The following is a 24,918-nucleotide window of genomic DNA, read 5'->3' as shown; positions in this document are numbered from 1 at the left end:
GTTGCGACCAGCCCAAACTTAAATCGACAGAAATTACTCCAAGGAAAGAAGCAGTTATGAAACGGATTTCTACTTTGCTTGTGGCCGGGGCCTGTATTTTTACGAGCTCTGCACATGCCGTCGATCCCACTCCAATCCAACCCGCAAAACCAGAAGTCATTGGCGCTATCAAAGGATGGACAGGCAATGAAGGTTTAAAACTCAGTCTTCCGGTCACAAAGTTCCAATTGAAAAATGGACTGACGGTGTTGTTGGTGGAAGACCATTCAGTTCCGATGGTGAGTTATCACACATGGTACCGCGTGGGATCTCGTGATGAAACGCCGGGAGTAACGGGCGCAGCCCACATGCTTGAGCATATGATGTTCAAAGGTGCCAAGAAATACGATGGCAAAGCTTTCGATCGCATTTTTCATGAAAACGGTATTTCTAATAACGCCTTTACGACAAACGATTACACGGGTTTTTATCAAAATCTACCAAGCGACAAATTGGAGCTGGTGATGGATATGGAAGTTGATCGCATGAGTGCGTTGGCTTTAAAGCCGGAAGATCTGAAAAGTGAAAAACAAGTCGTGATGGAGGAGCGTCGTTGGCGCGTCGATAACAACCCGATGGGAGTTGTGCGTGAAACGATGATGGGCACGGTATTTAAAACCAATGCATATCACTGGCCAGTCATTGGTTATATGAAAGACATTGAAAAATACGACAGCGAAAAGCTGCGTTTCTTCTATAACACTTACTATGTACCGAACAACGCGATCCTGGTTTTGGTTGGTGACTTCGATACTCCTAAAGTTAAATCTTTGATCGAGAAATACTATGGTGCTTTAGAGTACCGGCCGCTTCCTCGCCGTGAATATCCCAAGGAAAGACCGCAGACGGTTCAACAAAACGCTGTGGTTCGTAAGGACGTGCAAAACAGTTCCTTTATCGTAGCTTTCCAAAGTCCGGCTCAAGGGGAGCCTGATATGTATGCGCTGGATTTAGCCGCAAATATTTTGGGGAATGGCACATCGTCTCGATTGTATAAACGCTTGGTTTATCAAAAACAAGTGGCGACTTCCACCTACGCCTTTAACTACGCAATGAAAGAAGCGGGAGTTTATGCAACAGGCGTGATGATGAAGCCAGGAGTGGATTACAAAGAATCCCTGGACATCATTTATAACGAACTTTGGAAAATCAGAAATACCAAAGTGTCTGACGTGGAATTACAAAAAGCCAAAACTCAAGTGATAAAAGAGTTGGTGGATAGTTTGAAAACCATGGATGGAAAAGCACGCGCTTTGGCCGTGAATGAAATCGTAACTGGCAGCTATGACAACCTTTTTAAAGACATGGAAAAATATCAGGCCGTGACGGCGGATGATATCAAACGTGTCAGCGAAAAATACACGAACCAAACTCAGCGCTCCATCATCGTTCTAGAGCCGAAACAGAAAAAAGGTGCCGCAAATGAATAAACTTGCTCAAACCCTGACTTTGCCAATCGTTTGTGTGGCTTTGGCTTCCTGTGCTGGTAAGAAATCAAAAACCGGTGGCTCTGAACAACCGGCGGCGGGATACTCTGCCCCTCGCAGTGCGGGATCTTTTAAACTAATGCCTTTTAAAGAAGTGGTTTTGGAAAACGGACTTAAAATCATTTATGTTCGTGACAACAGCCTGCCACGCTTAAGTTTGACGGTTTTATTTAAGACCGGAAATATGCAAGAACCGAAAGATCTGGCGGGCCTAAATGCCATGACGGCCTATCTATTGGAACAAGGCACGCAGACTCGTGATGCGATGAAGATCGCTGATGAGTTTGGTCAAATGGGTACATCTTTAGATGTCAGCCCCGGTTACGATGTGACGACAGTTTATGCGGATGCATTGACCAGCAACTCGACGCAATTGTTGCAGTTATTTTCTGATGTTCTGATGAATCCTGCATTCAAAGACATCGAGATCAATCGTCTGCGTTCGCAAATTCTGGCAAGCTTGCAAAAAAAGGTCGATAATCCGTCAGCCTTTGCTGATGAGCAAATGGATAAGTTCCTTTACGGTGATCACCCCTATGGCCGTGACACCAGTGGAACTCCAGAAGGTTTGCGCGCTCTTCGTAAGCAAGACATTATCAAACACTACCTGACTTTCTATCGTCCTAACAATGCGACGATGGCCGTTGTCGGTCAGTTCGACGATGAATTTGAAAAACAACTTCAAGAGGCTATGGGTAAGTGGACGAAGCGCACCATTCCTGCTTTGACGGCAGCCCCGGCTCCTGCCATTGATGATTTGAAAGTGAAACTAATCGTTAAAAAAGGTTTGCAGCAAACGCAAATCCGCATATCGCAAGTGGGAATTGAGCGTAAGGATAATGACTTTATTCCCCTGCGTATGGCGAATGAATCTTTGGGTGGAAGCTTTGGTAGCCGCTTGAATCAAAAAGTGCGCGATGACCTGGGTCTGACTTATTCAATCTATTCAGGTTTTGACGCACGAAAAGATCGTGGAAGTTTTGATATTTCGACATTCACGAAAAATGAAACTGCCGCCAAAGCCTTGGATGAGACTTTGAAAGTGGTGAAAGATTATGTGGAGAGTGGAGCCACAGAACAGGAAACCGTGGCTGCCCGCAACCAGTTGGTAGGACAGTTCCCCAGAGCCATCGAAACATCGGATCGACTGGCCTATAACCTTTTAGTCTTGGATTACTATAATATCTCTTATGACTATTTGACGGATTATATTTCCAACGTGAACAAACTTAAGCAAAAGGACACGAATGCCGCGATGAAACGCCACGTGGATCCGACAAAGTTTAAAGTTATTGTTTACGGAAATGATTCGATTATTCCGCAGTTTAAGGACTACAAGCCTGAAATCGTAAGAATGGCGAAATAACATCTCACCCAAATAAATGAGATAAAAAAAAGCCCACTCCGAAGAGTGGGCTTTTTTTTGTCGTTTTAAAGCTTTGAGCTATTTACGTTTATTTTTCTTAGAGCGGATAAAGATCACAGCTCCCAAAACTGCCAAAGCTAAGGCACCCAGTAGCATCAACATTTTATTGCTTTTGCCGCCCGTGCTTTGTTCCTGGTACATATCACCTGGCATACCTTGACCAGATCCGTAACCGAAAGTTTCGCTTCCAGGGCGTACTTGGCTTGGGTTGTTGCCATTGCCCAAGGTCGGAGATGCGATCACTTGCAAGCTTTGGATGGCTTTAAAGAAGTCTTGACTGTACTTCGTGTAATACTGTTTGTGAGCTGAGAACGTTACCAGAATCGCGATTTTGTTTTTGATCGTTGCCACATAGCGAGTGAAGTAGTTTGGAACTTCAGAATTCATGTGCAAGGAATCAACCCACATCTGGCTGTTGATGTTTTCTTGCTTACTTTTATAGACGACTTTTGAAACCGTTCCGCCACCACCCTTAAAGGTTACGGCAATCGGGGAGTCCAAATGTGCTTGATAAAGTGGGTAGCTGTCAGTGGGGCCCACTTCTTTCGCCGTCAAAATGATAATGGCTTCTTTGGACTCTTTGGTTTGCTCACTACGGCAAACCCATTCCGTTTGTTCCAGATTGCACTTCCACGTATCAGGAAGTTCAAAAGAGACATAAGCATTGCGGAAGACTTTTGCATTGGCGCTAAAACTGAGTAGAATAATGGCCAGCGGTGCTAACGAGCGAAACTTCATTCTGAAACCTCCAGATGCAGACGTTTGTAAGTATAATAACAAAAACCGCTGGGATCAAAGCGCAAAGGAGAAAATTGTCGTGAAGAACCTGTATCAGCTAACAACCTTTGTGACTGTGATCAGCGAAGGCAGTATGACTGCCGCGGCCGATAAGCTTTACCTTACTCAACCCGCAGTCAGTCAGCAAATTCGCAACCTGGAGGAAGATCTAGGTTGTGAGCTTTTGGTGCGCGGAGTTCGTCAAATTAAAGCCACTCCGCAGGGGGAAGTTCTTTACGACTATGCTAAAAAGATCATTCATTTGACTCAACAGGCAGAAGTTGCGATTAAGTCCATCGGCAATCAAATGAAAGGACAATTGCGCATTGGAACTCTGAATTCGATTGGTTTGCATTTGATGAGTCCTATTGTGGGGCGATTGATGCGTCACAATCCTGATCTGTCTTTGAAGATTGATTACGAATCTGGCGAAGACCTGATCAAGAATTTTAAAAAGTCTTTGTACGATGTGATCATCCTTCCAGATACCAAAACCGAATTCGCTGAAGAATTGGATGGCGTCGAACAAAAGTTCCTGGTGAAAGAGGAAATGTGGCTGGTTGGTTCTAACAAGGACGAAAAAATGCCACAGCAGATAACATCAAAAGATTTGGGCGAGTTCCCGGTGGTGGATTTCACTCAGGAATTTCCACGCTTTAACAGGATGCTGAAAGAAAAGATGGAGTCTTCCAAAGCCCACGCAATCTTTGAGTCCGCTAATGTAGGAACACTAAAGCGCGTGATCGAGGCCGGACTGGGTTGGGGCTTCTTGCCCGCTCACTCGATTAAAAAGCAAGTTCGTTCGGGCCGTTTGAATCGTGTGTATGTGAAAGATCTCGCCTATGAAATGGACCTTATGTTCTATTATAAAAAGAACTCCAGCAACAAGCCTTTGGTCGAGGTTTTCTATTCCACTTTAGCGGGACAAGAAAAAGCCTAGACTCCGCCGCCCTCTATAATTAATCGCATTTTTCCGAAAAGAAGAAAGATTCAAATCTTTTCGGAAGGTGCCAGTTTGAAGAAACATCATTCTATTCAACTTAAAATGTCCGTGCCGATTATCCTCATCGCAATTCTGGTTTTTACTGCGATGAACTATTTGGTCGCGCAAAACAGTCTTAGTACGGCTGAGCGCCAGGCAGTTGATAAGTCTACGGCGATTGCTAAAGCCTATGCCAACGAGATGCGTGTCGGCGTTGAGCAGGGTTTAGGTATCGCACGAACTCTTGCGCAACATTTGCAAGCTGCTAGAAAATTTAATCATACTGAGCGTGGTCCTTTGGAGCACTCCTTCCGTAACATCCTCGAATCCAACAAAGGATTAATTGGTGTTTGGACAGCATGGGAGCCGAACGCATGGGACGGCAAAGATGCAAGCTTCGTCAATAGCGAAGGTTCAGATAAAACCGGCCGCTTTATTCCGTATCTAAGTTACACCAATGGCAAAGCGACATTGGGACCTTTGGTTGATTACGAGAAAGCCGGTGCTGGGGATTACTATTTGGTTCCGAAAGCTCGTGGTAAAGAAACTATGGTGGAGCCGTACTTATATCCAATTGATGGCGTACAAGTGTTGATGACATCTGCGGTGGTTCCAATTTTCATTGACGGTAAAGTCGCAGGTGTTGCAGGTGTGGATTTGCCACTGAAAGATCTGCAACGTGACGCCGTTAAAATTAAACCGTTTGAAACTTCTTCTGCTTACTTGCTTACAACCAGCGGTAACTTCGTGGCTCATCCTGATGAAAAGATGCTGACGAAGGCTTCCAATTTTGCAGTTGCTCCAGAAAAATTCAAAGCTGCTTTTGCCAAGGGTGAAAGCTTGGTTGTGACGGGTCTGGATCCAGAATTGAATGAAGACTGCTTGTACGTGGTTTCTCCAATGACGATGGGGGCGACCGAAGCTCCGTGGTCTTTGGTAATTCGCACGCCGCTAAAAACGGTGATGGCAGATGCGCGTGCGATGATCTGGAATCAAGTGATGATCGCAGTGGCGGGAACTTTGATCTTGTTGGTCGCGGTTCTTTTAATTGCCCGTTATATTTCTAAAGCCGTAAGTGGCATCACAGATCGTCTTTCAAAAACCGGTGATCATGTGACGGAAGCTATTGAGCAATTGTCTTTAGCAGGACAAGGCCTTTCTCAGTCAGCCAGTGAATCCGCTGCTTCTTTGGAAGAAACAGTGGCGGCCCTGGAGGAAATGAGCTCGATGGTGCGCATGAATTCAGATAACGCCAAACAAGCAGCCCAGCTTTCGGCGCAGTCTTCTGAATCGGCGGGTCGCGGTGAGGTTGAAATGAGCTCCTTGATGCAATCAATGGATGATATTTCTAAATCATCTAAAGAGATCGAGGAAATTATTAACGTGATTGACGATATCGCTTTCCAAACGAATTTGTTGGCCTTGAATGCCGCGGTTGAGGCTGCGCGAGCAGGAGAACAAGGAAAAGGTTTTGCAGTCGTTGCAGAAGCCGTCCGTGCATTGGCACAAAGATCTGCGGTGGCCGCAAAAGACATCAACACCTTGATTAAATCCAATGTTTCGAAAATTGAAAACGGAACGCAGCAGGCGCATCGCTCTGGTGAAGTACTGAAAGGTATCGTCACATCAGTTAAGAAAGTTTCTGATTTGAATATGGAAATTTCGACAGCCAGTGAAGAGCAGGCGACGGGAATTCAGCAGATATCGAAAGCGATGAATCAGTTGGATGCTTCGGTACAGTCGAATGCGGCTTCTTCTGAGGAGATCGCGGGTACTTCGACAGATATCAGCAACCAGGCTAATATTATGAAGGGTGCTACGGACGAGATGAATGTCTTTGTTCATGGCGATCATCACAAGAAAGCGGCTTAGTTTGCGAAAATAGAAAATCGAAAATGGAAGTTTAGAGCGAGGGGTGGTCTCCTCGCTCTTTTTTATTTGCTTACTCTAAGCCGGGAGCTGGTGTTGGGCCTGGAGTGATAGTTTCAAGTTCCATATGAGTTTTTGTACCTTCAGTGACATTGGTGATTTCTTTTTTGATCAAACCAAATGGAACGTCGCCCATCCAAGTTTTGATAACACGACCATCATCAGCTGTCACAGTCATGCGGCAGGCGTTATAGGTACCAGTTGTTACAGTCACGTCTTCCATCGTACCGCCTTTTTCCACGCAGTTCGCCATCAACATGGCCCACTCATCGGGATTCCAAAGGCAGGAAGCCATATACTCTTCAGTGGTTGTCTGGTCACCTTTGGTCATATCAAATTTGACGGTCCATTTATGGGTGCCCATATCCCACTTAGTGACTTCTTTAGTGGCCATAAGCGGAGTACTAGTGCCATCTAATTTATCTTCCGCACCTTTCCAAGAAACCTTGTCGCCCACGGTAGGGTAGGCAAATGCAAAAGATGAAGAAAGTAGGACTGCCGCGGCTATCACTTTGGAAAACATAATGACCTCCTGTCATTGGGTTGTTGATCAAAACGGTCACAGCATCGCATAGCAGTTTTTAATTTTCCTTATGTATTCCCTCGGCCTTGCGATCAAACACCACCTATCAAAGACTTGAACTGTTAAGTCTTTGAACACCCTTGAAAATTCTGCATTGGCCCCCAGATTAATCCTCGTCAGCTGCTGTGAGTTTGCAATGAAATGGCCGTCAAATTGCATAGTTGGAGATGAATTTCCTGCGCGTTCCCTATAACGGAGGTCTTGGTGAAAACAAGTCTGTATTTAATGACTGCAGTTATGATTGCCGCGAGCACGGCCACGGCTTCTCGTAACATGAAAGACTCCGAGGGTGTTTACCGCCGTCGCACCGAGCCTCAGCAAGTAACGCTTTTAGAAAGTGGTATCGCCTCATTGAAAAAGCGTTTGGATATGATCGAAAATGCTAAGCAGTCGATTGAAATGGAATACTTCATTTATAGCATCGACTCAGCGGGCCGGTTGATTACAGATGCTCTGATTCGCAAAGCCCGTCAGGGCGTAAAAGTCCGTGTTATCGTCGATACTTCTTTGCCCATCTTTGAGTTAAATAAATACTATGCTTCCGTTTTGAAGGAAGCGGGAATTGAAGTTCATTACTACAATCCTGCAGTTTTAGTCCGCGTAGCGACGGTTCAATTCCGCAGCCATCGCAAGACTTTGATTGTCGATGGGATCGAAGGCATCACGGGCGGGCGCAATATTGCTGACGAATACTTTGATTTAAGTCCGGAATATAACTTCCTGGACACGGATATCGTAGTTAAAGGCTCTATCGTTAAAGACATGCGTACCAGCTTTGAAGAGTTCTGGAATGCTGACATTACAGAGGATGCACCTGTGGTTCGTGAGCCTCAACCGGAAGATTTCTATGGTATCACCAAAGAGACCATGAATGATGCCAATACACTTCACGATAAAGATGCGCGTATCAGCGTTAGCCGTTATCATGCTGATAAATACTACTATGATAAGGGAACTGCGAAGGCCGCGGCTTTTAAAGTTCTAACCGCGGAAGACCTTAGAATGCGCAGATACGTTGACACGATGGGTGCGCAACTCTTGGCAAGACAGGTGACGGGTATTTGTAACGATATGATTTTCGCTGCAGATTTTCCAGGGATGGGCGAGAAGACCCGCGTATTGCGTAAGCAACTTGCGGAGGAAGCAAGCCTTGCGCAAAAGAAAATTTATATCGAATCGCCTTACTTTGTGGTGAAAAAAGAAATCTCATCGATTTTGAACGATCTGATTCGTCGTAACATTGAAATCAATGTGGCTTCGAACAGTTTGTATTCAACGGATGCCTTTTATACTCAAGCGATCTTTGATACCCGCATTCGTCGTTGGACTGAATTGGGTGTGAATGTGTGGATGCATAAGGGTCACGTGAATCAAAACGTTTATCCGTTGATTCCTGAAGCCCGCTCTGCACGATGGGGAACGCATTCCAAGCGCGCCGTGATCGACGAGAAAACGATCATCGTCGGAACATTTAATATGGATCCGCGTTCAACCAACATCAACGCCGAGATGGCGCTGATCTGTCGCGACAATCCAAAGCTGGCGTTAGCCTTGCAAAATAATATTAAGGAGCATATCGCGTCTTCTGCAAAATTAAACCGCGCGGGTTTCAGAGAAGACGGGCAACCGATGCATGAAAATGTACCGGTCTCTAAGAAAGTCCTTTTCTGGATGACGCTGCCGTTGGCCAGCGTCCTGGATTTCCTGCTGTAGTTATCGATCAGGGCGGGCCGGCGCTGGGGCTGGTGTATTCGTTTGTACAGGAACCATACCGATTCCGTCGCCCATGGCCCCTTCGCCCATAATAATTCCGGTGTCATCATCACCGACAGAAAAGCCGCCGGAAATGACTTGTTCGCTCGGTTGCGTCTGTCTTTTAACTATGTTGACCAGAGCCTCGTTATAGGCTTTCTTTCCCTCAGCATTTTCATAGGGTTCTTTGGCTAACTCATTAGCTGCGACCTGGATCTGATTTTTTGCCTTGGAAAGTTCTTGCGCTCTGATGGCACGCCATTCAACCGTTGCCTTTGAATAATCTGAGAACGTGACTCGAACGTCTTGTTCGGTACGGTTTGGATCGTTACTCATTAATTTTTTCGTTATTTCCTCTTTTTTAGCAGATGCGGCCTGATAGGTTTTTGACTGCCCTTGAAGAATAGATTCTATTTTTGCATTTAAATCGCGAGAGGCTCGTCCCGATTCATAGTGCTCACGGCTTTTTGCGATTCCCTTAGCCGACATTTTCTCTCCAGCCACTCGCATACTGGGTGTGTTTGTGTCAGCGGACGGTTCGACCCAAGCGAAAGGAACCAACAAATCTCCCAAAACTCTTTGCAGTCCTCGAGTCCCCGCGACTAAAGCTGAAACCTCCGGATAATCCGGCCCTGGTGTACTTGATTTTTCGCTTAAATAATCGTTGGTCTTATTCAATTTGTTAAGAATCTCCGCTCGGGTCATTTTCTCCAGATCCCCCCACATAAGGTCTTCGGGGGCACCGACCCTTTTTAACAGGTTATTCAAGGAACTAAGATAGTCAGGATTTAACTCCATAAAATTTGCTTTAACAGTTTTGAAGTGAATCAGTCGAATCAAAGTATCGGGTGAAGGCAAGCGTCTGACTTCCTCGAATGGTCTGTTTTCCTCGAGTTCTAAACAGTGTCTGGCATCTTGAAGCTTGTTGTAAGCGGTACGCAACTCGCTAGCGCCCGTATTTGCCGGAGGATTTTCGCAATTTGGTTCTGCGTGGAGGTAGCACGTGTAAGTCGGGGTGACCGCTGCCAAGGCACCTTCACAGAGGTTTTTAGCATCGCGTAAGTTGAGCGCCAGTTTGTGACTTGCAAAGTTGTCCCCGACACAAATAGACGCATTTAAAAGATTTGTTCCATCGAGTCCATTCAGTGCTTTTTTAAGCTGGTTGGCATCTTTGATGGCAGTAAGGTTTTTTTCTTTGACCAAAACGTCGGTTAGGTATTGCCAGTTAGCTGGCTTGTCAGCAAGGGGGGCAATACCGTCATATCCCGCGATAAGCTCGACGTTGGGAAGCGTTTTTTTCCAGTTGGAGGAAAGACTTCCGATGTTAGCTGTATAGCAGCCCCATAACATCATGGAGCGAATGCCATCTCCCACAGGAGCCTGAGCGGCGAAAGCCGAAGCAATCGCTCTTTCGCTTAATTCGCCGTTATTACCGCCAAAATAACCATTGCCATCATGTCCTGAAACAACCAACGAAGTCAGCTTCGTGCCACTGTTTTTGATCTTTGCCAGCTCCGATTTCAGGGATGTAGCAGAAATCGAAGTTCTATACTTTTTTGCTTCTCTATTGGCTGCGAGCGCGTTTTTTCTCTCTATAGAGCAGTCGCTGGCACCTTTATCCTGGCACTTGCGGTAAATGTTCATCTTCTCATCCAAATTGATTTTGGCTTTTTGAAAGAGAACGGGATCTGTAGGTTGTGGTAGAACAATCAGTTTCTCACCCCGAGCTTTTGCAGCTTTCATCGCAGCATCAATTTCACGACCGCTGTCGTTCACATTTAAAAATAAAATATCCGCGTGTGCGGTGGTCGCGGAAAAGTAAAAAGTACCAATCGCCAGTGCTTTCCAGAGTTTCATTTTATTTACCCGTTTTTAAAAGAAGCTGTAGTTGCTGTAAAGCTGCGGGTGGAAGCTTTGGATATTTCGAGCGCAACACTTCGAACGAATTTTTAGAGGCACGCAGAACCAGAATATCTTTTTCCAGGTGATCCCAGCTTGCGACATAATTTGTAAGACCGGCGCGACCGAGAATAACGTCACGTTGACCCGGATTCAAAACCGCGGCCTCTTGTGAGGATCCATTTACCGGGCCATCAAGTTGGTCTTGCGGAAAATCTTCGGAATAAACGGTGTAGTTAAAAGTCTGACTGGGTTTTCTTTTCTCGTCTTTTTTCTTTTCAGTGGATTTCGCAAAAGCGGTGAGCGACAGAAGTGAGAGAATAGAAATACATATAGAGATACGACGCATAGAAAGTCCTCGCATATTGTTCAATATGTTTAGGATATCTATATATGAATGATTTCAAAATGTGTCCAGACAGCTCTCTAGACGATGGGCCGATCAATTCTCGGTCTCTAAAAGATGACGCTGTCTGGGAGACCTAGGCGGGCAGCAATAATACGAACGATCTCGCTGGCTGTTTCCTCAAGGGCGCGTTCGGTAACATTGAATACGGGCCAGCGGCGGTTCTGTTTAAAGATCTTTTCCGCGAATTCGATTTCTTTGGCGATGTGGGACATCGAAGCGTACTCGCCACCAGGATCCTGGCCGAATTTTTCCAAACGGCTCTTACGAATTCTTTGCAGTGATTCCATATCGATGATCAGTCCCACCACACGGCGCTGATCGACTTTAAACAATTCCTCTGGAAGAGGAGCATTCAAAACCAGTGGCACGTTGGCAACTTTCCAACCCTTATGGCTTAGGAAAATCGAAAGGGGAGTCTTGCTGGTACGGGAAATTCCGACCAACACGATGTCGGCTTTATCAAGCTCTGCAAATGTTTTACCGTCATCATGTTTAACAGTGTATTCGATCGCTTCGATGCGTTTGAAATAACGTTCATCCACGGCACGCAAAGCACCGACGTGAGATTCTGAATGCTCTCCAAAGAAAGTATCTAAAGTCGAAAGCAAAGGTCCCAGCAAGTCAAAGTGGGGAATCCCCTTGCTGGAAGCAAAATCACGGATCTTATTGCGCAAAGAAGGACTTGCCACAGTGTAAGCCAGCATCCCGCGGCGTTCGAAACATTCTTCGACCACGGCTTCGGCTTGGGTTTCTGTGCGCACGTTTTTACTGCGAATGATGTTGATGTCTTTATTGGAATACTGAACCAAAGCTGCGCGGATCATGGTCGCCGCGGTTTCCCCGGTACTGTCCGAAAGAATGTAGATCGTGTAGGGTTTTGCTTCAGTCGTCATGAAATCCTAGTCTGCAAAGCCGTTGATTAAAGCGCGACGAACACTGTCTGTGTGTGACTGCAACCAGATGTCCGGCAATGTCGAGAAAAGGATGAATGAAAAATCCGGAGTCACTTTGATCAACAAACACGTTGTCTTGTTTTCAGGATCCAAGTGTTGCAAGTTCGTTTTGCGTAAGATCGCAGAGGCATCTGTTTTCATCCATGCCATCAAATTTGCGTTTGGAATGCTCAAAGACGATTTTGCATTGTTTTTGAAAAGTTCCGAAACACCTTTGTGAAAGAAAGCCTGAGCTTTCCAGTCGCCATCGTGGTTTTCTAACAGGATACCTGCCTGAAATAACATCGCCAGGCGAGAGAACACCACGATCGCGCGATCGATGTGATCTTCCGGCAAACCTTGTGAAAGTCCACGAATCAACGCTTCATCACGGGAAGCTTCAAACTCGGTTTGCACGCGTTCACGCTCTTCGGATTGCGGATCGAAGTCGTTTTCCAGAAATGATTGAAGGCGTTTTTGAAAAGTGGAAATTTTAGAAACCAGAGCTTGTGATAGACGTTCCATGTGATGCAATCCTCTTACCTTCATTGTGAAGGCAGGTGAGAGGATTAATCAAGCACGACAGTAAAATCCTGATTGCTATGATGCTTCACCCAAGCTTGCTGAAAGCTCCCAGTACTTTGTCCAGGTGGCAGGAAAATGCGCAAAGTCGGTTGTTGCAAACCACTCCAAACGCGAAAAATTGATTCCGCCCAAGTTCCGACATTGTCATTCCAAGGCACAACCACCACCCACTTGTTGGGAAGCAGGGTCTCAGAGGCGATCATCATTGGAGCTGCCGCCGCCACCGGGCGATAGAATTTATTAAGTTCAGTTTCTTTGATCACGTCATTTAGGAATCCAGGCACATTGGCGCTGGTATGACGGGAGGATTTGCAAAGTTGAAAGTTCAAATACCAATCAAGCTTGCTGGTCCATTGTGATTTCCCAAGTTGCGGCACGACCCAAAGATCAGATCCCGGGTTCAAGGCGCCAGCTTGGGAAAGCACATTGACTGCCATTAGTGCACCTTGCTCACTTGATCCAACAAACCATTTACGAAGCTTGCAGAATCAGATGTGCCGTACTTTTTAGCGATTTCAACCGCTTCATTGATGGCGATGTTTTCTTTGATAGGATCCGCCGAGAATTTCATTTCCCAAACGGCGATACGCAAAATATTGCGATCGATCGTGGCCATACGCTCTACTTTCCAATGCGCGCTGGACGCTTGGATTTTAGAATCTACGGCGGCTTTGTTTTCCTGAACGCCTTTGATCAAAAGATCGGCGTAAGAGATCGTCTCAGCGTCGTAAGTTTCTTCGAATACATCCATGAAAGTGCGAACGCTGATAGTCGGCGTGAACTCAGTTTGGAACAGAATTTGGAGTGCGAGCTCCCGGGCTTGGCGTCTTGCTGTCAGTTTCATGATTTGGCTTTTTCTCGCTTTCAACAAAGTTCATCGCTGTAAGGCTTAATTGTGGATTACTTGCATCGACAAAATCAAGCAGTTCAGCGTCTTCAAGAGTCTCAACAAATTCCTGGACGTCTTTAAAGGTACGATAAACACTCGCGAAACGAACATAAGCCACGTCATCAAGCTGTTTCAGTTCCGCCATCACCTTTTTGCCCAAGAGGCGAGAGCTGACTTCGGATTCGCCACGATTGACGATCCAAGCTGCAATTCGCTCTACCACGGCATCAATTTGCGCGACACTGACAGGACGTTTTTGAGTCGCAGCGGATAGACCTTTCAGAATTTTTTCTTTGCTGAATGGTTCGCGGCGACCGTCTTTTTTAATAATGTAGGGAAGGGCGATCATGATTGTTTCAACTGTCGAGAAACGAGCTTTGCACTCAAGGCATTCGCGACGGCGACGGATGCTGCCATCTTTCTGCACTCGCGTATCTAAAACTCTGTCATCGGCATGGCCACAAAAAGGGCATTTCATAGTCTTTGGTCCCGTCCCAAAAGGTTAGCCGGAGATTAGGTATCGCCCCTCTCAGAGTCAATGCCGTCCAGTCTATTGACCATATGCATCATTTTGCGCTGCAATGAGTTCCGCTAAGGCCTCAAATTTGGCTATGATAATGGCTGAGAACGAGGTGACTTATGAAGAACGTTTTTTCCGTATTTTTGCCCCTATTGCTTCCTATCATGCTGATTGCTTCTAATGCCTCTGCCCAGCAACCGGTTGTGGGCCGTGATGCTGCATCGAAATATTTTCAAAAAGACAATCAGGACGACAACACCACATACGTTGGTGGAAACTCCCAAAGCAGTTTAAACGGTTCCAGTGACCATTACCTGGCAATTCACTATGCTCGCTATATGGCTTCGCAATCCTATGACTGGGGTAAAAACGGTCAACAGGACGACGTGGGTAAAAATAACTTCGGCGTAACCTATCGAGTAGGCGAGTGGTACAACTCCATGGATTTGAATATTCGTATGGAGTATTCGGATTACAATGTGTCTGACGAAAACACGAGCAAGATCTCCTTTTTACCAGTGATCACATTTCCTGATGCAAACTCTCGTTTCCCATTGTACTTCGGTGCGGGTGCGGGGTTGGGTATCTTTATGAAGCAAACAAACTCCAAGTCGGCACTGACTTTGGATTACCAATTGATCGCCGGTGCACGCTTTTTCAATGTCTTTGAAAACACTGGATTCTTCCTTGAGGCTGGGTTAAGAAATTCCCTGTTTTTGCTCTCTTCCGGGCAGATTAATGGAACCTTTTTAGCCGCTGGCTTGGTATTTACATTTTGAAAATTCACAGACATCTCGCAGAGGCCGTTGTTAATGGTTTAGAAGAAATCTTCGACCAAAACAAATACGCCGATAAAGTCATTCAATACAATCTAAAGGGACACTCCAAGTGGGGTTCCCGCGATCGCAAATTTTTTGCGGAAACTGTTTACGAAGTCGTCCGCTGGTACCGCTTGCTTGAGTTCATGGGACAAAGCGGGGACATGTGGCGTATCGTGGGTATTCAGTGGTTGCGAATGGGCTTTGATCTTCCTCCAGATTGGGAAGAGTTCGAAGGTTTGAATTACGATTTCATCAAAGCTCGCGAAAAAGAAGCCCAAGAAAGATTCCCGGTCGCACAATCCATTCCTGACTGGATGGATGCTCGCGGTCGTCAGGAATTGGGCGATGTCTGGGAAAAAGTAGTGAAGGCTTTGAACAAGCCCGCTGAAGTTTTCATGCGCGTAAATGCTTTGAAATTCACGCCTGACCAAGTGATCGAAGAGCTAAAAAAAGCCGAAATCGAAGCTTTGCCAGTTTCTCCGGATCTTCCTTATGCCTTGAAATTAAAAGAACGTCGCAACGTTTTCATCACGGAGGCTTTCCGTAAAGGCATGTTCGAAGTGCAAGACGCGGCTTCGCAAATGGTTGTGCCGATGCTTGACGTGCAACCGGGTCAACGTGTGGTTGATGCGTGTGCGGGTGCTGGTGGTAAATCACTGCACATCGCTTCGTTGATGAAAAACAAAGGCCGTATCATCTCTATGGATATCCACGAGTGGAAACTTCAAGAGTTAAAGGTGCGTGCGCGCCGTAACGGCATCGACATCATCGAAACTCGCGTGATTGATTCCAGCAAAGTGATCAAACGCCTGCATGGTGAAGCCGATCGCGTGTTATTGGATGTTCCTTGTTCAGGTATGGGCGTTTTGCGCCGTAATCCTGATTCCAAATGGAAGTTGAGCGAAGATGAAATCACTCGTCTGCAAACACTGCAGTATGAGTTGCTGACTTCTTATTCCAAAATGACGAAAAAAGGCGGGAAAATGGTTTACGCCACCTGCAGCCTGTTCCCTTCAGAAAACGAAAAACAAATCGCACGCTTTATGAGCGAACATGGCGAGGAGTGGTCATTGGAAAAAGAGATCCACCTTCGTCCAGACCGCGAAGGCTTCGACGGGTTTTACGCCGCTCTTCTTATAAAAAAATAGCTCGACCTTAATCGGGAGCATGGAAATTCCGATTAAGAGTGCTTAATAAATTTCAGTCAAGAACCTTCGATTCCGATCAGAATGATATGAAAACGTCCGCGTTTATTATCATTCTGATTCTGTTTGTGATGTCTCCGCGAGCGCGCGCTGAGTTCATGTTGGACGTTTCGGGTTCTTACATCTCTGAAAACACCAGCTCCACTGATGTTAAAGATGATGCGACAAAATACTATTACAATGTGACAGGCTATTTGCACCTTTCCAAAAAATGGTGGGCAGGTTGGAGTTATCTTGGCATCAGCATGTCAGGTAATTCGAACGCGACCGGCTCCACAGTTCCAACTTCTTATCAAACTTCAGATACCGGTCCCGCAGTTAAGTTTATTTTCGGCAAAGGCGATTCCTTCAGCTTGATTGCTAATTTCAATGTTCTGGCTAAAGGCACTTACAAGAACGTCGTGTCGAATAATAATGAAGCATGGCAAGGTACAAGTTATATGGTCGGCTTCAATGTGATGCCGGAAATTAAATCCGGATTCCGAATGGGGGTTGGACTTAATTACTATCACGCAGCTTATTCGAAGAAAACTGTCGATGGAACAGAGACGTCAGAATCAAATACGAAGACGTGGTTGTTTCCCACTCTCACTCTGAGCAAAGAGTGGTAATAAACTTCACTTGCTAAAGCGAAATCTCTTGATAGAAATGCTCCAACTTTGGGAGGTTTCTGTGATTCGTATCTTTGCAGTCCTAGCTCTTTCTGTTTTTTCGTCTCTTACTTTTGCACAATCAAATCAACGTGCAGAAGACTATTTCAAAATTAAAAATGTGATCGTTCGGGATGTGACCGAAGTTGCTTCTGAAGCTATGTTGCAATTGCAATCAGATTGCAGCACTCTTGCGGTGGCGGCAGGAACTTGGGATCTGTCGTCCATTGGTGAGGTCGTAAATATCGGAAAAACTGTGTGGGAGATTATTCAGGCGGGGAAACCAGTGACGAGCTCCAAGTTCGACACGGCCAATGCGTTGCCGTCAGGAGTGAAGTGCTGGACGGATTTGCAGGGGTGGAGTGGGCCTCAGTACAGAACCTATAATGTGCAATACAAAAACGGTTTCGATATGGTCGTCGTGGATTTCACTTATCGGGTTATGTATACCACGAACGGCACGGTGAAGGGCGTGGGTCGCTATATTACTAATGCGACGATTCTGCCGGCAGATCTGTCAGTGGCTTGGGGTTTTGAATTCAACGTTCAAGCCAATATACCGTCAGTCACAAATATCGGGACGACTCAAAATCCCATCGCAGCTATGCAAATGAATTTGCACTGGACACTGGATTCCACGGTCAGCCATCAGGAATCGACACAAAGTTATTTTGTAACAGGAGAAGGTGTTTTCGAGGCGTTGAACTAAAGACCTAGGGTCGTACGCATCAGAGTGCTGATTTTCATCGCAAAAGAGTTCACTGTGAAATACAGGTGTCCCGATTTCATTTCGCTGTCTCGGCGAATTGAATTGCTGATTCCCAGTTGAGTCAGCTCGCCCTGTTTGTTGTAGCAAAGAAAAGGGCCGCCGGAATCGCCCGACAACAGGGAAACCCCTTGCATCGTGGACTCAATGGCTGTGGCTGCCATTTCATCGACTCGTGGTTTGCTGTAACCTGGATCAGGCATGGTGCTTTCGAAAACATTATCAAAGCGATAAGCTTCCAGCGCGATTTGCACGAGCGGGACCCATGCTGAGAGCAACACTCCCGCCGTTCCGGATTTATTGATGCCGTATCCAGAAAGCAGGCAAGGGCGTTTAATATCGATTTCTGCGTCTGCGCCGATTTTCATCGGTGGGATAGAAAGTTTTCTATCGAGTTTAACCAAAGCTTGATCAAGCTCTGTGTCGACGCTGGCGAATTGACCCAAAGCTGTTTCTATAAAAGAAACATTTTGGACAACCAAGTTTCCTTTGCCCGTTTTTACCGTGACGATGTTTTGCGGATCAAATCCTTGATACCCGCAGCCCACTTCGACTTTTGCAGTAGGTCCGACCACGCAGTGGTTGGCGGTTAAGACCAGATCAGCGCGAATCAGTGAGCCGGTGCAGATGGAGTTTGTGCCTTGATCATAAATCATGATGCGGCAGATGTTATCGCCTTTGAAATCAACGAAGTTTCCTGGATTTGAGATGACGGCCCAGCTTGGCGCAGCCCAAAGGAGTGACGTGATGATGGCCCAGGAGAATGTCTTCATGGGCAGGGATTTACCGGAAGCAGGTTCCGAAGTCTAAAAGAAAAGCTTAATGCCTGATCGAATCCCGGTGCGTTCGGTATTTACTTCATCCGTTCCCCCGGGGGCTTTAATTTTCTGTTTCTCTCGGACCCATGAACCAAAGATTCTAAGCGCCTTAAAGTCGATAAAAACGCTCGCCTCGAACAAGTCTTCTTTAACGTCCCCTAGTTGATCATTGCTCACCGGCATGTAGTATCTGTACTTGCCATCTAAACCGAAATACTTGGTCAGGTACATTTGCAAATCCGCCTGAGCAAACTGCTGCGAAAGCTTGGTGACGGTGGTACCGGTCATGTCCCGCGTGCGCAGACCGTAAGAAAAGGTCAGACCGGTATTCTGTAAGGAATTTCCCAGCACCCTCAGATTAAAAAGCCCGGCAAGATCGGAATAGTTTTCGTTGGTATTGTTTGAATACTCAGCACCCACTCCCACAAATTGGGCATAGGCTGCTAACTCTCCATTGATCACTGAATGGGCGGAGTCAGCGACAGAGCCATCGCTAAGATGTTTGTCATACGACAGATATCCTCCACCCAGCATGAATTCATAGGGGGAGGGGCTGTTCAGGGAAAGCCATTGATCCATCATGCGATTTTTATCTTTGATGGCTAACCAATCCGTCAAAGACCAGCGGCCGGCCTCGCGTTTGGTGGCCCGTTGAGTCCAATCGAATCCGTTGCTCCACTTCGAAGCTGTTTGTGCCTCTGAATGGAGGGAAAACAAGATAATGCATGACAGAAGTAAATATGAAAATCTGGACATGCCTCCATTTTCTCGCTTTATTAGGACCGAGTCTAAAATTTTCCCTGTTGAGACACAGGATGAGACACAAATATGAGACGTAAAAACTGTCTCAAAGAAGGATGAACAGTGGTTCACGATTTTGATCCCTTTGCGTTAAGAATTTCTGGTGACTTCGGTGTGCGTTGGTATGGCCTCTCTTATATGATGGGCTTCATCTGTGCTTACTTGTTAATCAAATGGTTGGCACAACGCCAACGCGCAGGCCTGACTGCCCAAATGGTAGGCGATTTCATCACATATGCAGCGATCGGCACTTTGGTGGGCGGTCGTTTGGGTTACGTATTCTTTTATGGCCCTGATCTGATCTGGAAATTCAAATCCGCATTCCCTTTCTGGGGAGTGTTGGCTGTGAATGAGGGTGGCATGGCGAGTCATGGCGGCATGATCGGTATCGTGGTTGCTTGCTTGCTTTACGCAAGAAAGTACTCCGTGAATGCGACTTACCTTTTTGACTTGGTAGCGGTTGCGGGACCGGTGGGTGTTTTCTTTGGTCGTATCGCAAACTTCATCAATGGTGAGCTTGTGGGCCGTCCTTGTGATCCTTCATTCCCTTTGGCAGTGAAGTTTCCTCAAGACATCGAAATGTGGCCGTCTCAAGAGTTCAGCCGTTTGAATGATCTTGGCAATGTTGTTGATAAAATGGGAACAACTCGTGAGCAGTGGTTGGAACTTGTGGGGAAATTCCACATGGATCAAGGCGCGCGCGAGCAAGTCTACGCAACTTTGCACAAAATCATTCTAACGATTCAAGAAGGCAACACCGCAGTGAAAGCCGCGATCGAGCCGTTGTTAACTCCACGCTATCCGTCGCAATTGTTTGCAGCGGTGGGTGAGGGCTTGTTCTTGTTCCTGGTTCTTTTCTTGTTATGGAGAAAACCACGTAAACCAGGTTTCATCGCTTCAACATTCATCGTGTTATATGCTTGTGTGCGCATCGCTGATGAACACTTCCGTATGCCTGATGCCCAAATTGGTTTCCAATGGTTGGGTCTGACTCGCGGCCAATGGTTGAGTGTCGCGATGTTGGCGGTGGGCTTCGCGTTGATGTTCTTGTGGAGCAGATCTGGTTCGCTAAAAATCAGCGGCTGGGGACGTGGTCAAAGCATCCGTCTGAACCGCAAATAACCGCGAGGGAAGCGGTGAAAAAGGCCCGATTGCTTCGTTGTCGGCCTATCTCCTCGCTTCGACGTGCTTGGAGCACGCCTGTGCTGCGGGGATAACCCTGCGCCTTGCACTCGAACCTTTTTGACGGGAAGCGGTGAAAAAGGCCCGATTGCTTCGTTGTCAGGCTATCTCCTCGCTTCGACGTGCTTGGAGCACGCCTGCGCTGCGGGGATAGCCCTCCGCCTCGCACTCGAACCTTTTTGACCGCTTCTGTTTTGCGACGTTTTTTTGGGGATTCGTTTTTGATAGCCCACATCTTTCGGTGTGGGTTTTTTTATATCCATAACTCTATCAACTGTTCCTGGCTGAGACCGCGCAGTCTGGTCTTTGAATACGGTCTTCCTTGGGCTTCCCGCTCATTCAATTGAATATAGTCTTTGACGATTTTGTACGGCTTAAACCCCTTAATCACTCGCGAGAATGGGCGATACTTCCACACTTTTGCCCCTTCATTTTTCTGATTCGGGGTATCGGTCAACCTTTGTGCGAACTGGCCAGCCAGCACTCGTAAAAAGCTTTGCACGTTCGAACGTTTATTTCCTCTCACCAGCAAGTGGACGTGATCGGCTTGAACAGAAAGCTGCTCGATCTTCACGAAAAATTTGGCGGAGTATTTCTTCATCAGTCTATTGAATAATAAAAAATTCCGCGCATGACGGAGCCCACCTTTAACTGCTCCCTTATTAACTTTAAAAACTAGATGCATAGGATCTCGATGAGAAAGAGGTCTCGCACCGCGACCAAGTGCAGATTTTCGAAGAATCCCACCGTGGCAATAGCGATGCTTCCAGGGAATTTTTAAAGAAGCGAAGCTTTGTTGTTTCATCTGAGCCTTTCGATTTCAGAGGACGTGACCGATACCCATCGGGAATGTTTGTGGACGTTGCAAGATTGATTCTTCAGAGAGGTTGAACTCGTTGAAAAGCAGGTTCGTTGATGTCCGTATGTTGAATTATTTTATCCGGGTGTTCGTAGGGTATCGGTCACTCTTTGGTAACCATGCTTCTGAAGGATACTTGACCGATACCCCAAGATCTATTTTTGCGATGGTCATTCCGGCGGAAATTAGAGAGATAGTTAAGGAGAGGTATCGGTCGCCTTGTTGTCATCGAGCTGGCCTGCATGACCGATACCCCCGGGATCTTCTAAGTGTGTGGTGTTGACTGCATTGAGCGACAAAATATTTTGATGCGATGTTGACTGTGTCAGTGCGTGAACAAATTCAAAAACAAATTGAAGTGATTTTATGTGGGCGAGTTTTTTGGACTCGCTCTTTTTTGTGCGACGCGTGCGTATCGTGAACTTCTGGTGCCATTTTGGCTTGGCACGATTTCGGCATTGGGTCCCTCCTGCGTGAGGGGACTATGGCAAAATATCTTTCTTTAATTTTTTTCTCGCTAACATTTTTCGTTCTTCGGGCGACAGCATCTCCGACTGATTTCCCGGGGATGATTGCTGTTGGCAGCGACAGTGCGCAGGCTGTTGATATCGTCGGTCAACAGGGGCAAATTGTTTTGCCCGAAGATTTGACGCGCATGTTGAAATCAAATGTCGACATTTCAAAAATGAACCCGGCACCCTCTGATATTTGGCAAGACTCTTCCGTTAAGCCTTTAGATCTTAGCAATCACACATTGAATATTCCTGCGAATGCAGAAATGGAAATGGCCGGGAACACGCCTTCAGTTGTCGGTGAGTATCGCTTCATCGTTCACTTTCAAAACAATGGAGCTATTGAACAATACCAAGTGATGCTGGGTAAAAAAGCCCACAATCTTTTACTGCGCAAAGCCTTGTTGGAAAAATTGGGATACAAAGTTCAGCCAACGCAGTGGATGTCACGCCTGCGTGTGCGCTTGAATGGCCACGCCAGTCTTTTGGGGTTCTTGACGGACATTCAAAACAATACGGAGGGTGCTCCCAGTCGCTGGGTCGTGAATAACACCCAAGATCCCAATGTCGATTATGTAGATTTGCAAGATGTCGTGCTTTTGCCTGCGACTCAAACTTTTTACAGCCTTGAAACGGGAGCGATTCCTCCGTCGGTAATTCAGGGGCGCCGTGTGATGAATGCATTGTTGGTGCCTTACCAATTAGTAGACGTACCAGAAAGCTTGAACAGTTTTTCGTGGCTCGCAGGTCGTATCGTAAATCAATCTGTGTACTTGAATTACGAATGGGCTTCTTGGTTTAATCCCAGCTTTCAAGATGCGCAGTGGATTGTACGCCGTCTTTCTCGCCTGGGTTCCCATGACTGGAAAGAGATCGTTCAGGCAGCCAAACTTCCCAACGAAGTTTCCATGCTGCTTCATGAAAAATTAAAATCTCGTCGTAATGATCTGGTTAAACTATTTCAAATCCCTGCAGAGCCACTAACCATCATCAGTGCTGTTTCTTTAGTGCCAAACTTGGTCGAAGGAAAATTAAAGGCCTCAAACTGGCCAGGTTATGCATCACGTTTCTCTTTCGGTGATCCTGACAACCCACTGTCCACATCCGAAGTCACCGCGTTCTTAAAAGCCAAAGGCATCAGCTCCCTGATTGATTCAGCGATGTCTTATATGAACTCCTTTTTCAATAACAACAACGCCGTTCAAGGCAAAGTGAACCAACGTACTTTGGGTAACATCGTTGATCAAATGATCAGCGAAGCCACCACAGGGCAAAAGAAAAACATCCCGTTGGGTATGTATGCGATTCCTTCCTGGTCGGGACGCCTGTTGTTCTCTCGTGAAGTGGTGGTGGGAAGTTACATGGGCACTGACAACTTGGTGCAAATGGCTGACACCTTTGGTTTTCAAGTCACTCCAGGTTTTTTCATTGGTATTCAAGGTCTGAATGGTATCAGTGAAAGCGGTAACATCGGATTGCAATTGCAACGTTCTTACACTCATATCAAGCCTTTAAAAAGTATCAAGGCAGTTAATAAAACTCCTTACCGCAACGTGCTGGTTCCCTTCCTTAAGAAAAAATGGGCAGCCGAATTGGACGAACCCACGGCCGCGGATGGTTCCAGCAACTTGCAGGCGATTGCTGAGTCTTTGGATAAAGAGATGGGCGTGGGCGAATCCTTGCTGATTACAGACAGCGTGACAGGGCAAGCGGGCTTAAGCCTGACCTATCCAACATCACCTACTGTGCAATTCCAAACCGCCTTCAATGCGTCGCAAATGTTCCTGCACCGTATTCAGATCTACAAAAAAGACAAATACACATTCCAGATCTATAATGATCCAGGTCGCGTGACGAAGGGTTCTGTGGCCGTCGGCTTAACGTCCTATGGTGTGCCATTGGTGACATTAAGTGTGGGTGCTATGGCAGGACGGGTGAACACCAAGTTTTACACTCTGACAATTGGTTCTTCCGATGCAGCCGAGATGGAAAGAAATCTCGCACAATACGAAACGAATGTGCGTATCTTGCGTCAGATCTTTATGAGCAATTCACTTGAGATGTTGAATGTGGATCAAGATCCGACTTTGATCTCCCATGATTTTTCTGAAAGAGACGTAAACTTCGGATTCTTGTTCTATCAAACTCGCAAAATGACTTTGAAAGACCGCTTCCAGGTGGAGCTTCCATCCGGCAGCAAGACATCGGTGTTGTACCGTTCAACAGGTTTGCGCACGGGCAAAGATTATTATTCACTGGTGATGCAGACCCTGGCGGGATTCCTGCGCGATAAAACGGGCAGTGACAACGTGGTTCTGGACACCGGTGGCAGTGGAAATCCGGGTGACACGTTCATGGGGAGTGCTGTTTCCCGACTGGTCAGTTTCCAAGGAACACAAAAGGATAGCACTGACCCAAATGCTGGATTGGCCAGCGGCCCCGAGGCCGAGTTTGCCCAAGTCGTGCATCAGCACAAGGGTTGGAACATCTCCAAAGAGAAAGCTCTTAAAATCCTAAAAGAAATGAATGAAGACTTTGGCGTAAAGTTAATTGATGCGCAGGCATTGAACGACACGCGCAAGATTCTACTTTATTCGATCACATTAAGCATCAATGTCTATAAAACAGGGTTGCAAAAGCTTGCGACCATGCCGCGCGATCAAGTGGAAATGCTGATGAAGAATTCCATGTATGACCTGTGCAAAAATCCTTGGCCGAGTGGGGAGTGTGATCGTGCGCAAAAATCCCTGGATACACACTTCCGTCGTTATCTAAGATCGCAAAAAGAATATCTGGAAGTGAAGTCCACGAATGGTCCTTTGGCAGCAGAGCGTGCCCTGGCGATGGTGGATCTGGCAGAGACTTATTTCCCAGGGAAAAAGCTGGTCGCTGTGGTGGGTGAAGACAATATCTTTATCCAGGCTCGCATCCAGGGTTTCCGTGAAAACGATGAATTGGGCGATACACCACTGATGGGAAATACCATCGGGGTGGTGGGCGCTCGCGCCAGCAACGGTCCTTTGAACTTCATTCAACAAAATCTACAAATCTTAAATGGTGAGTTCTTTATCACCTGGTTGCTAAATCCACTTTAG

Annotated in this window: 23 protein-coding genes; 11 read left to right on the top strand and 12 right to left on the bottom strand. The window is 46.4% G+C overall.

Annotation, left to right across the window (positions count from 1 at the left end; translation table 11 throughout):
- Positions 1-56: 56 nt before the first annotated feature.
- The gene (locus tag DOM22_RS14720) at positions 57-1,469 is read left to right on the top strand and encodes a pitrilysin family protein (protein ID WP_142701110.1); all 1,413 of its coding nucleotides are present in this window, start codon (positions 57-59) and stop codon (positions 1,467-1,469) included.
- A complete protein-coding gene (locus DOM22_RS14715; protein ID WP_142701109.1) occupies positions 1,462-2,892 on the top strand; it encodes a pitrilysin family protein in 1,431 nt (476 codons plus the stop codon). Before DOM22_RS14720 ends, DOM22_RS14715 begins: the two co-directional genes overlap by 8 nt.
- Before the next feature lie 78 nt (positions 2,893-2,970).
- On the opposite strand, the gene DOM22_RS14710 is transcribed toward DOM22_RS14715, so the two are convergent.
- Complete coding sequence (locus tag DOM22_RS14710; protein ID WP_142701108.1) at positions 2,971-3,690, bottom strand: LPXTG cell wall anchor domain-containing protein; 720 nt, start codon at positions 3,688-3,690, stop codon at positions 2,971-2,973.
- Positions 3,691-3,769: 79 nt separating this feature from the next.
- Between DOM22_RS14710 and DOM22_RS14705 the strand changes: the two genes are divergently transcribed.
- Positions 3,770-4,669, top strand: a complete 900-nt coding sequence (locus DOM22_RS14705) for a LysR family transcriptional regulator (protein WP_142701107.1) — start codon at positions 3,770-3,772, stop codon at positions 4,667-4,669.
- Between the two features lie 75 nt (positions 4,670-4,744).
- On the top strand, positions 4,745-6,583 hold the full coding sequence (locus DOM22_RS14700; RefSeq protein ID WP_246845667.1) for a methyl-accepting chemotaxis protein: 1,839 nt from the start codon (positions 4,745-4,747) through the stop codon (positions 6,581-6,583).
- 70 nt (positions 6,584-6,653) lie between these two features.
- Here the strand turns inward: DOM22_RS14700 and DOM22_RS14695 are convergent, their stop codons facing one another.
- Complete coding sequence (locus DOM22_RS14695; RefSeq protein WP_142701106.1) at positions 6,654-7,163, bottom strand: hypothetical protein; 510 nt, start codon at positions 7,161-7,163, stop codon at positions 6,654-6,656.
- 264 nt (positions 7,164-7,427) lie between these two features.
- On the opposite strand from DOM22_RS14695, the gene DOM22_RS14690 reads away from it, so the two are divergent.
- On the top strand, positions 7,428-8,936 hold the full coding sequence (locus tag DOM22_RS14690; RefSeq protein ID WP_142701105.1) for a phosphatidylserine/phosphatidylglycerophosphate/cardiolipin synthase family protein: 1,509 nt from the start codon (positions 7,428-7,430) through the stop codon (positions 8,934-8,936).
- On the opposite strand, the gene DOM22_RS14685 is transcribed toward DOM22_RS14690, so the two are convergent.
- From DOM22_RS14685 to nrdR, 7 genes are all read right to left on the bottom strand, one after another.
- Positions 8,937-10,832 carry a hypothetical protein gene (locus tag DOM22_RS14685; RefSeq protein WP_142701104.1) on the bottom strand — a complete coding sequence of 632 codons (1,896 nt, stop codon included), beginning with the start codon at positions 10,830-10,832 and terminating at the stop codon, positions 8,937-8,939.
- A gap of 1 nt (position 10,833) precedes the next feature.
- Positions 10,834-11,223, bottom strand: a complete 390-nt coding sequence (locus DOM22_RS14680; protein ID WP_210415634.1) for a hypothetical protein — start codon at positions 11,221-11,223, stop codon at positions 10,834-10,836.
- 107 nt (positions 11,224-11,330) lie between these two features.
- On the bottom strand, positions 11,331-12,176 hold the full coding sequence (locus DOM22_RS14675; RefSeq protein WP_142701102.1) for a pyruvate, water dikinase regulatory protein: 846 nt from the start codon (positions 12,174-12,176) through the stop codon (positions 11,331-11,333).
- Positions 12,177-12,182: 6 nt separating this feature from the next.
- Positions 12,183-12,740 carry a GTP cyclohydrolase gene (locus tag DOM22_RS14670; RefSeq protein ID WP_142701101.1) on the bottom strand — a complete coding sequence of 186 codons (558 nt, stop codon included), beginning with the start codon at positions 12,738-12,740 and terminating at the stop codon, positions 12,183-12,185.
- Between the two features lie 44 nt (positions 12,741-12,784).
- The gene (locus tag DOM22_RS14665) at positions 12,785-13,237 is read right to left on the bottom strand and encodes a hypothetical protein (RefSeq protein WP_142701100.1); all 453 of its coding nucleotides are present in this window, start codon (positions 13,235-13,237) and stop codon (positions 12,785-12,787) included.
- Positions 13,237-13,644, bottom strand: a complete 408-nt coding sequence (nusB, locus tag DOM22_RS14660; protein ID WP_142701099.1) for a transcription antitermination factor NusB — start codon at positions 13,642-13,644, stop codon at positions 13,237-13,239. Before nusB ends, DOM22_RS14665 begins: the two co-directional genes overlap by 1 nt.
- Positions 13,583-14,167 (bottom strand): transcriptional regulator NrdR, encoded by a 585-nt coding sequence (gene nrdR / locus DOM22_RS14655; protein WP_142701098.1) that lies wholly within the window; start codon positions 14,165-14,167, stop codon positions 13,583-13,585. The genes nusB and nrdR overlap by 62 nt, the downstream gene beginning before the upstream one ends.
- A 161-nt stretch (positions 14,168-14,328) precedes the next feature.
- On the opposite strand from nrdR, the gene DOM22_RS14650 reads away from it, so the two are divergent.
- The 4 genes from DOM22_RS14650 to DOM22_RS14635 all read left to right on the top strand — a co-directional run bounded on the left by DOM22_RS14650 (position 14,329) and on the right by DOM22_RS14635 (position 17,594).
- Positions 14,329-14,988, top strand: a complete 660-nt coding sequence (locus DOM22_RS14650; protein ID WP_142701097.1) for a hypothetical protein — start codon at positions 14,329-14,331, stop codon at positions 14,986-14,988.
- On the top strand, positions 14,985-16,178 hold the full coding sequence (locus tag DOM22_RS14645; protein WP_142701096.1) for an RsmB/NOP family class I SAM-dependent RNA methyltransferase: 1,194 nt from the start codon (positions 14,985-14,987) through the stop codon (positions 16,176-16,178). Before DOM22_RS14650 ends, DOM22_RS14645 begins: the two co-directional genes overlap by 4 nt.
- An 86-nt stretch (positions 16,179-16,264) precedes the next feature.
- Positions 16,265-16,846 (top strand): hypothetical protein, encoded by a 582-nt coding sequence (locus DOM22_RS14640; protein WP_142701095.1) that lies wholly within the window; start codon positions 16,265-16,267, stop codon positions 16,844-16,846.
- A 61-nt stretch (positions 16,847-16,907) separates the two neighbouring features.
- A complete protein-coding gene (locus tag DOM22_RS14635) occupies positions 16,908-17,594 on the top strand; it encodes a hypothetical protein (RefSeq protein WP_142701094.1) in 687 nt (228 codons plus the stop codon).
- Here the strand turns inward: DOM22_RS14635 and DOM22_RS14630 are convergent.
- Together DOM22_RS14630 and DOM22_RS14625 are read right to left on the bottom strand one after the other, a co-directional pair.
- Positions 17,591-18,424, bottom strand: a complete 834-nt coding sequence (locus DOM22_RS14630; protein WP_142701093.1) for a trypsin-like serine protease — start codon at positions 18,422-18,424, stop codon at positions 17,591-17,593. The two genes, DOM22_RS14635 and DOM22_RS14630, sit on opposite strands and share 4 nt — an antisense overlap.
- Before the next feature lie 33 nt (positions 18,425-18,457).
- Positions 18,458-19,225 (bottom strand): hypothetical protein, encoded by a 768-nt coding sequence (locus DOM22_RS14625; protein WP_246845666.1) that lies wholly within the window; start codon positions 19,223-19,225, stop codon positions 18,458-18,460.
- A gap of 108 nt (positions 19,226-19,333) precedes the next feature.
- On the opposite strand from DOM22_RS14625, the gene lgt reads away from it, so the two are divergent.
- Positions 19,334-20,392 carry a prolipoprotein diacylglyceryl transferase gene (gene lgt / locus DOM22_RS14620; RefSeq protein ID WP_142701092.1) on the top strand — a complete coding sequence of 353 codons (1,059 nt, stop codon included), beginning with the start codon at positions 19,334-19,336 and terminating at the stop codon, positions 20,390-20,392.
- A 313-nt stretch (positions 20,393-20,705) separates the two neighbouring features.
- Here lgt and DOM22_RS14615 read toward each other — a convergent pair whose 3' ends face one another.
- A complete protein-coding gene (locus DOM22_RS14615; RefSeq protein ID WP_142701091.1) occupies positions 20,706-21,257 on the bottom strand; it encodes a transposase in 552 nt (183 codons plus the stop codon).
- A gap of 538 nt (positions 21,258-21,795) precedes the next feature.
- Between DOM22_RS14615 and DOM22_RS14610 the strand changes: the two genes are divergently transcribed.
- Positions 21,796-24,918 (top strand): hypothetical protein, encoded by a 3,123-nt coding sequence (locus DOM22_RS14610; RefSeq protein ID WP_142701090.1) that lies wholly within the window; start codon positions 21,796-21,798, stop codon positions 24,916-24,918.

The sequence above is a fragment of the Bdellovibrio sp. ZAP7 genome (genome assembly GCF_006874645.1).
Taxonomy (GTDB): domain Bacteria; phylum Bdellovibrionota; class Bdellovibrionia; order Bdellovibrionales; family Bdellovibrionaceae; genus Bdellovibrio.
This window is presented reverse-complemented; position numbering and strand designations above follow the sequence as displayed.

What these genes read in the sequence shown, in the direction of transcription:
- DOM22_RS14715 (WP_142701109.1), top strand. Translation starts at nt 1,462, where the DNA reads ATGAATAAACTTGCTCAAACCCTGACTTTGCCAATCGTTTGTGTGGCT.
- DOM22_RS14710 (WP_142701108.1), bottom strand. Translation starts at nt 3,690, where the DNA reads ATGAAGTTTCGCTCGTTAGCACCGCTGGCCATTATTCTACTCAGTTTT.
- DOM22_RS14640 (WP_142701095.1), top strand. Translation starts at nt 16,265, where the DNA reads ATGAAAACGTCCGCGTTTATTATCATTCTGATTCTGTTTGTGATGTCT.
- DOM22_RS14650 (WP_142701097.1), top strand. Translation starts at nt 14,329, where the DNA reads ATGAAGAACGTTTTTTCCGTATTTTTGCCCCTATTGCTTCCTATCATG.
- nusB (WP_142701099.1), bottom strand. Translation starts at nt 13,644, where the DNA reads ATGAAACTGACAGCAAGACGCCAAGCCCGGGAGCTCGCACTCCAAATT.
- DOM22_RS14615 (WP_142701091.1), bottom strand. Translation starts at nt 21,257, where the DNA reads ATGAAACAACAAAGCTTCGCTTCTTTAAAAATTCCCTGGAAGCATCGC.
- DOM22_RS14695 (WP_142701106.1), bottom strand. Translation starts at nt 7,163, where the DNA reads ATGTTTTCCAAAGTGATAGCCGCGGCAGTCCTACTTTCTTCATCTTTT.
- DOM22_RS14675 (WP_142701102.1), bottom strand. Translation starts at nt 12,176, where the DNA reads ATGACGACTGAAGCAAAACCCTACACGATCTACATTCTTTCGGACAGT.
- DOM22_RS14720 (WP_142701110.1), top strand. Translation starts at nt 57, where the DNA reads ATGAAACGGATTTCTACTTTGCTTGTGGCCGGGGCCTGTATTTTTACG.
- DOM22_RS14670 (WP_142701101.1), bottom strand. Translation starts at nt 12,740, where the DNA reads ATGGAACGTCTATCACAAGCTCTGGTTTCTAAAATTTCCACTTTTCAA.
- nrdR (WP_142701098.1), bottom strand. Translation starts at nt 14,167, where the DNA reads ATGAAATGCCCTTTTTGTGGCCATGCCGATGACAGAGTTTTAGATACG.
- DOM22_RS14665 (WP_142701100.1), bottom strand. Translation starts at nt 13,237, where the DNA reads ATGGCAGTCAATGTGCTTTCCCAAGCTGGCGCCTTGAACCCGGGATCT.
- DOM22_RS14625 (WP_246845666.1), bottom strand. Translation starts at nt 19,225, where the DNA reads ATGTCCAGATTTTCATATTTACTTCTGTCATGCATTATCTTGTTTTCC.
- DOM22_RS14680 (WP_210415634.1), bottom strand. Translation starts at nt 11,223, where the DNA reads ATGCGTCGTATCTCTATATGTATTTCTATTCTCTCACTTCTGTCGCTC.
- DOM22_RS14685 (WP_142701104.1), bottom strand. Translation starts at nt 10,832, where the DNA reads ATGAAACTCTGGAAAGCACTGGCGATTGGTACTTTTTACTTTTCCGCG.
- DOM22_RS14610 (WP_142701090.1), top strand. Translation starts at nt 21,796, where the DNA reads ATGGCAAAATATCTTTCTTTAATTTTTTTCTCGCTAACATTTTTCGTT.
- DOM22_RS14630 (WP_142701093.1), bottom strand. Translation starts at nt 18,424, where the DNA reads ATGAAGACATTCTCCTGGGCCATCATCACGTCACTCCTTTGGGCTGCG.